The 10,606-nt window shown below is 69.3% G+C and carries 5 protein-coding genes and 2 pseudogenes; all 7 read right to left on the bottom strand.

Features of this window, described 5'->3' with window-relative positions; genetic code table 11:
* Positions 1–1,073: glucuronate isomerase (gene uxaC / locus ASD21_RS21260; protein ID WP_442856989.1), on the bottom strand; the 1,073-nt coding region annotated here is incomplete at its 3' end.
* Positions 1,074–1,131: 58 nt separating this feature from the next.
* Positions 1,132–1,483: pseudogene (locus tag ASD21_RS24930) on the bottom strand (glucuronate isomerase); the annotation flags it as partial.
* Positions 1,484–1,558: 75 nt separating this feature from the next.
* A pseudogene (locus ASD21_RS25290) lies at positions 1,559–1,630 on the bottom strand (hypothetical protein); the annotation flags it as partial.
* 78 nt (positions 1,631–1,708) lie between these two features.
* Positions 1,709–3,964 (bottom strand): hypothetical protein, encoded by a 2,256-nt coding sequence (locus tag ASD21_RS21255; protein WP_056446136.1) that lies wholly within the window; start codon positions 3,962–3,964, stop codon positions 1,709–1,711.
* Entirely contained in the window at positions 3,961–5,613 is a 1,653-nt protein-coding gene (locus ASD21_RS21250) for a glycoside hydrolase family 43 protein (RefSeq protein ID WP_056446133.1), read from the bottom strand. The genes ASD21_RS21255 and ASD21_RS21250 overlap by 4 nt, the downstream gene beginning before the upstream one ends.
* 184 nt (positions 5,614–5,797) lie before the next feature.
* Entirely contained in the window at positions 5,798–8,875 is a 3,078-nt protein-coding gene (locus ASD21_RS21245; RefSeq protein WP_056446130.1) for a TonB-dependent receptor domain-containing protein, read from the bottom strand.
* A gap of 62 nt (positions 8,876–8,937) precedes the next feature.
* On the bottom strand, positions 8,938–10,491 hold the full coding sequence (locus tag ASD21_RS21240) for a rhamnogalacturonidase (protein ID WP_235524933.1): 1,554 nt from the start codon (positions 10,489–10,491) through the stop codon (positions 8,938–8,940).
* Positions 10,492–10,606: the final 115 nt, after the last annotated feature.

Genomic DNA, 10,606 nt, shown 5'->3' with positions numbered 1-10,606 from the left:
GCCCAGGCGGGCCGTTGATCGAGTTTGTAGGCGCGTTTGGGCAGGGTGTAGGTGAGGTCGACGATCAGTTCGGCGGCCTCGACCTCGTCCATGCGGTGCTCGGCGACCATGCGGGCCAGGAAGGCGCTGTCGACGCGGCGGGCCACGTCGTGGCGGGCCGGGATCGACAGGAAGGCGCGGGTGTCGTCGTTGAAGCCGACGGTGTTGTAGAAGCCGGCGGTCTCGGTGACCTGCTCGCGGAACCGCATCATGCCCTCGGGGCTGTCGTGGAACCACCAGGACGGGCCCAGCTTCAGCACCGGATAGTGGCCGGCCAGCGGGGCCAGCTCGCGGCTGTAGACGGTCTCGTCSAGCGTGAAGAGGATGATCGACAGCCGCGGGTCGTTGCCGAACCGGGTCAGCAGCGGCTTGAGCGCCTCGACATATTCGGTGCGCATGGGGATGTCGGCGCCCTTGTCGCGGCCGTGGGTGGCCAGCAGGCCGACATTGTGGTTGCGGTGCGAGCCGGGGTGGATCTGCATGACCAGCCCGTCGTCCAGGCTCATCTTGGCCATCTCGGTCAGCATCTGGGCCCGGAACAGCTCGGCCTTGGCYGGCGTGACGTTCCCCGCCAGCAGGTCCTGGAACAGGGCCTCGGCCTCGACGGCGGACAGGTCGGCGGTGGCGGCGGTCGGATGGCCGTGGTCGGACGAGGTGGCGCCGGCTTGGATGAAGGCCGCGCGGCGCAGGCGGTGGCCTTCCAGATAGCCCTTCCAGSTSGTGACGTCCTGGCCGCAGACCTCGCCGAACCGCTCGAAGGCCCGGCCGAAGCGCTCGTCCTCGAAGTCGATGACCGCGTCGGGACGATAGGCGGTGATCACATGGCCGCCCCAGCCGCTCTCACGGATGGCCTTGTGGTGCTCCAGGCGGTCCTGCGGCCCCTCGGTGGTGGCCAGGGTCTCGATGTTGAAGCGGTCGAACAGGGCCCGGGGCCGGAAGGCCTCGGTGGCCAGGGCCGCGTTGATGGCGTCGAAATAGTCGTCCGAGGTCTCGGCGCTCAGGAACGTCGTGAAGCCGAACACCTGGCTGAACACGTGGTTGAGCCACAGCCACGACGGGGTGCCGCGAAACAGGTGGAAGTTGCTGGCCAGNGGCGCTCAGGAACGTCGTGAAGCCGAACACCTGGCTGAACACGTGGTTGAGCCACAGCCACGACGGGGTGCCGCGAAACAGGTGGAAGTTGCTGGCCAACAGGCGCCAGGCCTCGCGCGGGTCGGTGGCCGGAACCCCGGCCTTGGAGCGCACCTTCAGAGCGTCCAGGCTGATCCCCTGGCTGTAGAGCATGCGAAACAGATAGTGGTCGGGGGCCAGCAGCAGGTCGGTGGCGTCCTCGAACGGGGCGTTGGTCGCGAACCAGGCCGGATCGGTGTGGCCGTGCGGGCTGATGATCGGCAGGGCCTTGACCTGGCCGTACAGCGCCCGGGCGATCTCCCGCGTGCGCCCGNGTCGCGAACCAGGCCGGATCGGTGTGGCCGTGCGGGCTGATGATCGGCAGGGCCTTGACCTGGCCGTACAGCGCCCGGGCGATCTCCCGCGTGCGCCCGTCGGCCGGAAACAGGCGGTCGTCGTGAAAAACCAGAGGCCGGGTCATGGGGGTGGTCATGGGAGCAAAACCGGGGGAGGGAGCGGGGAGGAGAAGGTCGAGACGGAGGGCCCGTCGCGGTCGGATCTAGGGCAGGGGCGTGAGGCCCTCCGCGCGGACGGTCCAGCCCGGCTTCGGGAAGCCGGGGGCGGGACCCTTGGACCCGTCCCAGCCGGCGGCCATCATGCCGACGGCCAGCAGCAGCGAGCCGTTGGACGGGAAATAGGTCTCGGCGGCGCGCCGGTAGCCCGGACCGTCGGGGCCGACCGCGGCGGCCGCGCCGGGCGTGAAGGTCGCGGCGTGCTCGTCGACATGGACGCGCGGCGTCATGCCGGTCACGCCCCACTGGTTGTTCTTCAGGTCCTTGAACAGCCAGTCGACCGCGTCCTCCGGCTCGCCCAGCCGGGCGGCGGTCATGGCGACCATCGGAAAGTCCCAGCCCCAGGTCTGGCGCAGGTCCCAGTGATCCTCGGTGGCCCGCAGCGTCCGGCGCATCGTGTCGGGATCGATCCGGTCGCCGCCGATCAGGCCGTAGGCCATCAGGAACGACGGGTGGTCGCGGTTCTCGCAGGATCCCGTGGCGTGGCCGTCGCAGGCCGGCGAGGCGGCTTGGCGCCAGAGATCGGGCGAGCTTTCGGTCGCCAGGTAGAGGCCGTCGCGCTCGGCCACCTTCGACATCCTGGCGATCACCTCGTCCCATTGGGCGTCGCGCGGCAGGCCGCGCCGCTGCCGCCAGGCCTGGGCCGTCTGCAGGCCGCGCCGGAAATATTCGACCTCGAAGGTCGGGTTCAGGGTGGTTAGGGGATCGTAGTTCTCCTGCACCGGAATGATCGGCGGGCCCAGCACATAGCGGCCGGTCGCGGCGTCCCAGCGCGGCCAGGTCGCCAGCAGGCGGGCGGTCTGGTCGACCAACTCGCCGTAGCGCGCCAGGGTCGCCTGGTCGGGATGGGCGCGGAAGGCCAGCTCGGCCATCAGGATCGGGTGCGGCTGCTGCCACATGATGAAGGGCGAGATCGAGCTGGGGCTGTTGCGGCCCTCGGGTCCCGCCATCTTCGGCCACCAGGCGCCCTGGACCCCGTGCCGCCGGGCCTCGGCCTGGGCCTTGGGCAAGTTGGCCAGGTACCAGGCCAGGCCGCGCTCCAGTTCGGCGGGCCGCCCCCAGGTCGCGAAATGGGCCGAGTGCCAAGGATGCATTTCCAGGTGGAACTTGCCGTTCCAGCTGTTGGAGAACAGGCCCTCCTCCTGGGGCGGGGTGTCGCCCGCGCCGTTCAGGGCCTGCAGGTACTGCGACAGCACCACCCGGCGCTCCAGCTCGGCGGCGCGCGGATCGGTGCTGCCGGTGAAGTCCACGACCCCGCCCCGGGTCCAGTAGTCGCGCCAATGGGCGGTCACGGCGTCGCGGGCGGCGGCGTAGGCGACGGCCGGCGGGGCCTTCGCGGTTCGCGAGAAGCCGACCATCACCACCAGCCGGTCGCCGGCCCCGGGCCGCACCGCGAAGGCGTGCGGGCCGGCCGCCGCGATCGTCGCCCCGGGCGCGGTGATGCTCGAGCCGTAGATCGTGCCGTCGAGACGCCGCGACAGGACCAGCCGACCCGGCGCGCGGTTGACGATCGTGGTGGTGTGCCGCTCGGGATGGGTCCAGTCGGACGGGTCGGGGTTCAGGTTCGCCGACACGCCTGGATAGCGCACCGAGACGCCCAGCCGGCCGGCCGCCACCAGGGGCGAGACGATCTCGACCAGCACGACGTCGCGGTCGGGCTGGACGCGGGTCTCCACCGTCACCGGCTGGCCGTCATAGACGAAGCGGCTGGTCAGGGCGCCGGTCCACAGGTCCAACGCCTGGCGGGTCTGGGACAGGTCGGCGAAGACGGCCGGCTTGCCCTGGGCGTCGCGCAGGTCCAGGGCGATGCGGCCCAGCGAGAAATGATGCGGGTTCTCGCGCAGCCAGGCGTCGGCCGGATTGGGCTTTTCCAGCCCGCCCTTCATCCAGGCATAGGGCTGGCGGCCGCGTCCGGGCACATCCACCGGCGTCAGGCCGTCGGCCTCGGTGTAGCCCTTGGGGTTGGGGAAGCTGTGCCACGACCACTGGGCCATGGTCAGCAGCGGAGCCAGGGGCGAGTACGGCTTGGGAAAGGTCTGCAGGCCGGTGATGTCGGCGGTGAAGGCCAACTGGCCGTTGCCGACCATCATCGGCGCGTGCGGATCGACGGCGGTCAGGGTCGGGTCGTGGCGCGAGACCAGGGCATGGCGGTCGATCGGCTGGGCCAGGGCCAGGCCGGGAGCGACGGCCAGGGCAAGGCCAATCGCGGCCAACGGGGCGGCCAGGGCGGCGAGGCGGATCATGGCGTCACCGCCTTGACCGTCACCCCGTCGAAGTCGGCGACGCCCTGCTTCGCCCCGCTCTGTTTAGATGGGACCGGGTCGCCGTAGGTGAACAGGGCGGGGCGGGCGCCCTTCCACCAGCTGAAGCGCAGCGGGGCGGGGCCGCCGAGGGCGACGAAGCTCTTGCCGTCATCGAGGCTGTAGCTGTAGCGCGCGGTCTGGTCGGCGACCTCGACCCGTAGGTCCAGGGCCTTGGCCGGCAGGGTCGGCCCGGCGGTCTCCACGGCGGCCGACGAGAAGGTCACGCGCGAGACGCCGCCCTTCCGCGCCACGCCGATCCAGCTGATCCCCTGGCCGAACATCGCCAGGCCCGCGCGCTGCCCGTCGACCAGGCCGCCGGCGTCCAGGCGCGCGGTGATGACGGCGTGCTCGCTCTGCAGCACCTGGGTCAGGGTGTTGCGGGCCGAGACCAGGTTCGGCGCGGGGCCTGCCGTCAGGCGCAGGAAGCCGGGGCGCTGGGTCAGGCTCCAGCGACGGTCGTCGGGATTGTGGTTCCACTCCCACTGCGGTCCGAGCGCCTTCCCGGAGAAGGTGTCGGAGGTCTGGGGCTGGACCGGCGGGAAGCTTCCGCCGACATCGGGCGCCGCGTGCTCGGCCACCGGCTGGCCGGCGGTCTCGTCGGGCCCGGCGCCGGGGATCGGCTCGCCCATCACCGGCCAGTCGTCCTTCCAGGACACCGGCTGCAGGTGGACGATCCGGCCATAGGCGCCGGCGCTGTTGAAATGGACGAACCAGCCCTGGCCGGAGGGGGTCTCGACCCAGCCGCCCTGGTGCGGGCCCTTCCAGGCGGTCTTGCCGGGCGCAAGCACCACGCGGTGTTCGTAGGGGCCCCAGATGTCGCGCGACCGCAGCACCGCCTGCGGGCCGGTCTCGACCCCGCCGATCGGCGCGAAGATGTAGTACCAGCCGTTTCGCTTGTAGAGCTTGGGGCCCTCCAGCACGGGCAGGGTCTTGGCGTCCTCGACGATGACCTTGCCGTCGTCGAGCACCGACTTGCCGTCGGGCGCCATGCGGTGCAGCACCAGCGGTCCGGCCCCGACCTTGCCGTGGATCAGATAGGCCTGGCCGTCGTCGTCCCAGAACGGGCAGGGGTCTTCGAGACCGGCCCGCGCGATCACCGCGACCGGCTTGCTCCACGGCCCCTCGGGCCTGGCGGCCGTCGACATGAAGATCCCCTCGTTGGGCGTGGGGAAGTAGACGTAGAACAGCCCGCCGTGGTGACGGATCGCCGGGGCCCAGACGCCGCCGGCGTAGCGCTGACCGACCGTGCGCTGGTCGCGCGGCATCCGCGCGCCGGTGTCGTCGGTGGGGACCGGGCCGGGCAGGTCGTATTCCGGCGCGAAGGTCAGCCTGGGCAGCACGTGGCCCAGGATCGTCCAGTGGACCAGGTCCTTGGATGTCAGGACCGGCAGGCCCGGCGAGAAATGGAAGCTGGAGGCCACCATGTAATAGTCGGTCCCGACGCGGATCACGTCCGGGTCCGAATAGTCGGCGTGCAGGATCGGGTTGCGATAGGTCGCGGCGGGCGGCGCGGCCAGCACCGACCCGGCCGCCGCCACGGCCAGCGCCAGGGCCGAAAATCCCGTCAGTCCCAGCTGTTTCACGCGCATCGCACAGGCCTTGTCAAAAGCGGTCGAACTCGGAAGGCGTTCGGGCGCGCGCAGGGCGGGGAAGGACCGCCGAACGCGCGCGCCCGGGCCTGGAGGAAGCGTCGAGCGGTGCGGGGTGATCACGCCCGCCGCCGCTCGAACAGAAACACACGCTTCCCCAAGACATCTCTAGAAAATCACGTCTCTAGAACTTCAGCTTGCCGCCCAGGAAGAAGGTGGTTCCCAGCACGTCATAGGTGGCCGCGTAGGTGTTGGCCGACGGCGACGAGCTGCCCAGGACCGGAGGGTCCCGGTCGGCGATGTTGTTGACCCCGCCGTACACCTGGACGTTCTCGACGATGTCGTAGGTGAACGACATGTCGAAGTAGTTCTGGGCCGGAAGCTTCGGGTTGGTCAGGGTGGACAGGGCCGGAACGGTCCCGCCCGCGCGCTTGGGCAGGATGTACTTGTCGGTCGTGACCTCGCCAATAAAGCGGTGACGCAGGTTCAGGGTCAGCGGTCCAGTCCGCCAGATCACCCGGGTCCCGCCCTTCCATTCGGGGATCGGCTGGCCGCAGGTCGGGCCGTAGGCGCCCGCGCAGTAGTTCTTGATGTTCGGGAAGGCCTGGACGGGCGTCGAGGTGAACTCGTCGGTCCAGGTCCACTCCGTGCCGATCTCGAAGCGGCCGTCGTCGCTCAGGTGCGGGATGCCGAAGCCGGCGCTGAACCGGTAGTTGGCCACGAAGTCCACGCCGGCCGTCTTCAGGCCGCCGGTGTTGGCGTTGGTGATCGTCGCGTAATAGGGCGGCGCGATCTCGCCGGTGACCGGGTTGCGCTTGATCGCCTGGCAGAACTCGCTCGAGGCGTTCTGGACGATGTTGTAGCAGAGGTTGAGCGTGTTGTTCAGACCGCCGCCCAAGGCCGAGATCGCGCCGTCCAGGTCGATGTTGAAGTAGTCGACGCTGATGGCCAGGCCGGGAACGGCCCGGGGGGTGATCACCGCGCCGAACGTGTAGGTGTCCGACTTTTCGATGCCGACGTTCGGGTTGCCGCCCTGCAGGTTGCCGATGATGGTGTTGGACTGCACGCCGGGCGTGAAGACCGCGGCGGTTGGGACGCCGGTGGCGACGCAGATCGCGCGGACCGCGGCGGTCTGCTGGGCGACCGGGGCGCGGCTCGAGCACGGATCGGTCGCCGCGTCGAAGCTCTGGGCCAAGCCGCCGTACAGCTCACCGACGTTCGGCGCGCGGATGGCGTGCTGGAACTGGCCGCGGAAGTTGACGTCCGAGGTCACCTGCCAGGCGCCGCCGACCGAATAGGTCCAGACCCCGCCGACGCCCTTCAGATTGTAGTCGGAATAGCGGAAGGCGCCGTTGGCGCTGAGGTTCTTGACGAACGGCAGGTCGGCCAGGATCGGCACGCGGGCCTCGCCGTAGATTTCCTTGACGATGGTGCTGCCGCCGGTCGGCAGGCCGGGATTGAAGCCGACCACGTCGCCCGAGCGCAGGAACTCGTCCGGGGTGTAGCGGGCCGCGTTGTAGCGCCACTCCGTACCGGCCGAGAAGTCGACCGGGCCGGCCGGCAGACTGAAGAGCTCGCCCGACAGCCCAGCCGAGGCGACCTGCTGTTCGGCCTCGGTGATGTTGGTGGCCGCGATCGAGATCGCGGTGACGCCGGCGGGCGAGATGTTCTCGCCGAAGACGTTGAGCACCGGCGCCGCGCCGCCGACCGAGAGCAGGGCGGCCTGGAAGCGGCTGCGCGAGGCGTTGCCTTCCTGGTGGTCGGTCTCCGAGGTTCGGGCATAGGTGTAGTAGGCGTCGTAGCTGAGGTTGCGCAGGAAGTTGTCGGAGACGCTGCCCAGGTCGCCGCGCAGGCCCGCCGCCACGCGCCAGACGTTGCGTTCGGCGTTGTTGCGGCGCAGGCCGATCTCGCGAAGGCGACGCCCGACATTGATCACGGCCAGGCCGTCGCCGGCCACGGTGGTCCGCGTCGCGGTGCCGGTGGTCACCGTCGTGGTCCCGGTCTCCTTCAGGTCCATCTGACGCAGAACTTCCTGCATCGAGGCCGAGAGGTAGGGGTTGTTGGTGTTGAACAGGAACGGGCCGTTGATGTTGGTCGGCGCCAGCTGCATGTCGACGACGTTGTTGCTGAAGTGGCCTTCCAGGTAGCCGGTGACCCGGCTGTTGAAGTCGTAATGGCTGAAGGCGTTCATCATCCAGCGCTTCTGCGGGATGATCAGATAGTTGTCCGGGCCCAGGTTGAAATCGTCCTGCGGGGTGAGGGCGGGACGGACCGTGGTGCCAGCGGTGTTGAAGGTGAAGCCGCGCGAGCCCATCGAACCCAGGCCCGCGGCGATCAGCGCCGCGTCCAGGCCCGGGGTCGAGCCCGCGCCGCCGACGGCCGGCACGCCGGTGAAGCGGCCGTTGGGAATGTCGCCGCTGCCGCCGGCGATCAGGCCCATGCGGCCGCCGGCCGCAGCGCAGGTCGAGCCGCCCGGAACGGCCAGAGGCACGCCGGCCTTGCTCTTGCTGAACGAGGCGGAGGTCACGCAGCCGTCGGACAGGGAGTCATAGGTCCAGTGTCCGCGCATCCCGCGCGAGATGGCGCCGCGATCCAGATAGTTGATCGAGACGACCGCGTTGCCGCGGCCCTCGGCGAAGTTGCCGCCGACCGTCAGGTCCAGATTGTAGGTCGGGGTGGTGGTGTGGCTGTCCCAGTTGGTCTGGCCGTTGATCTCGACCCCTTCGAAGTCGTCGCGCATGATGAAGTTGACGACGCCGGTAATGGCGTCCGAGCCGTAGACCGCCGAGGAGCCGCCGGTCACCACTTCAGTCTGCTTGATCAGCGAGACGGGGATCGTGTTGATGTCGGTGGTCTGGTCGGCGCCGGCGATGGCGAACCGCCGGCCGTTGACCAGCACCAGGTTCCGCTGGGCGCCGAAGCCGCGCAGATTGAGCGTGGCCGTGCCGCCAGGCACGGTGTTGGCCGTCTGACCGTTGTTCTGCGAGCCCACGAATTGCGGATTGGTCCCCAGCAACTGCTCGGCGTTGACCGTGCCGGACAGCTTGAATTCCTCGGCGCTCACGACCGCCACCGGCGTCGGGGCGCTGAAGCCGCGCGAGGCCAGGCGCGAGCCGGTCACCACCACGGTCTCGACCGTTGAAGCCTCGTTGCCGGACGGCGCCGGCGATGTGTTTTGTGCTTGTGCCAGCGCTGGCACAAGCAGCAAAGCCGCGGCCAGGACGGCGGGCGAAGCCGCGCCGAAGTAGTGCTTGGTGTTCATGTCGTTCCCTCCTGAGGCGGCTCTTTGGGCCGCTCGCTTGCGCTTGGTAGAAAGATGTGGGGTTAGAAATTCTGGCTCACCGTCCCGTCGAAGCGACGGTCTTCGAGCCAGCGGCCGCCGAAGCTCCGGAAGCCCGTGACCTGGTCCAGCGCGAAGTTGGACGGGGCCTTGGGCAAACGGAGTCGGAAGAGGTCGATGTCTTGGACGTCCCGCATCCAGAAGGCCGGCCGGGCGTCGGCGGCCTCGGTCACGATCTCGATGTTGCTCATCTCGATGTTGCGGGCGTGGCGGATGAAGAAGCCGGTGGCGGGCAGGTCGCCGAACATGTCCGGATCCGGATAGGCCTTGTCGGCCTCGGGCGGCTGTCGCTTGGCCAGCTCGGCCGAACCGCCGCCCGACTGGTGGAAGTAGACGTCGCTGATCTTGACGTCCTCGACCGGATGGCCGGCCACGCCGGCGATGATCGAGGGCTGCGGGGTCGCGCCGTGGCTGACGATGTTCTGGATCGTGATGCGCCGCAGCTTGCCGACCGCGGCCCCGGCCGGCCCCCGCATGCGGCTGCCCAGGCGCAGGAACAGCGGCGGAAAGCCCAGGCCGCGCATGGTGATGTTGCTGATGGCGATGTCTTCGGTCAGCGCCCCGTCCATCGTCTCCAGCGCGATGCCGTAGCAGTGGTCGAACACGCAGTTGGTGATGGTCACGTTCTTGAAGCCGCCGTTCGACTCCGTGCCCAGCTTGATCCGGCCATAGCCGTGGAACCCCGGCGGCATCGTCTTCCACGTGCCGTCGATCACCGAGCCCATCTCGTAATTGCCGGTGAGCAGGCAGTCGGAGATCGTCAGGTTCTCGGTCGGCCGCGCATAACCCAAGGCAAACGAGCTTTTGGGGCAGATGCCGTCGTCCCACGGCGAGTTGATCGTGCAGTTGGTGACCCGCACGTTGCGGCAGCAGTCGATGTCCAGCCCGTCGCGGTTGGTGTCGACGATCAGACTGTCGATAATCAGATTGTCGACGCCGGTGGCCAGCAGGGCGAACCAGCCGCCTTGCAGGATCTTGAAGTCCCGCAGCAGCACGTTGCGGCAGTTCTTCAGGGCGATGGCCTTGTCGCCGACGCCGGGACCGCTGACGTCCGGCGGATCGTCGGGGAAGCGGTGGCCGCGGGTCAGGCCCTTGCCCCAGATCAGGCCGGCGCCGACGATGGCGATGTCGTGCAGGCCTTCGCCGAAGATCAGGCTGTTGGTCCAATGGCTGTGGCCGTAGTCCTGATAGGCGTTGCCGGCGCCGGGACCGGGATCGTCGTAGCCGTTCGGCGCCACGCCGGTCGGCGCGGCGGCCAGGATCACGGCCCCGGCCTCGAGGTGCAGGATGATGTTGCTCTTCAGGCGCAGGGTGTAGCAGGCGTAGGTCCCGGGCGGGACGTAGACCGTGCCGCCGCCCCGCGACGCGACGTGGTCGATGGCCTTGTTGATGGCGGGGGAGTCGATGGCCGCGCCGTCGCCGACGGCGCCGAAATCGCGGACGTTGAACCAGTGATCGGTCGGGTTGGAGGGCCTGGGCTGGGCGCCGGCGGAACCGGCGGCGGAAAGCGTCGAAACGCCGGCCAAACCCGCGAGCACCAGCCCTCTTCGATCCAGTCTCATCCCGCGCGCGCCCCTTATTGAACCTGTCTGACGCAGGTCCGTTGCGGGCAGGAAACATTCGGCGACCAGGGGTGTCAAATGTTTTTGGTAC

Source organism: Caulobacter sp. Root1455 (assembly GCF_001426905.1).
Lineage (GTDB): Bacteria > Pseudomonadota > Alphaproteobacteria > Caulobacterales > Caulobacteraceae > Caulobacter.
Note: the sequence above shows the minus strand (reverse complement) of the source record. Positions and strands in the feature narration are given on the sequence as shown.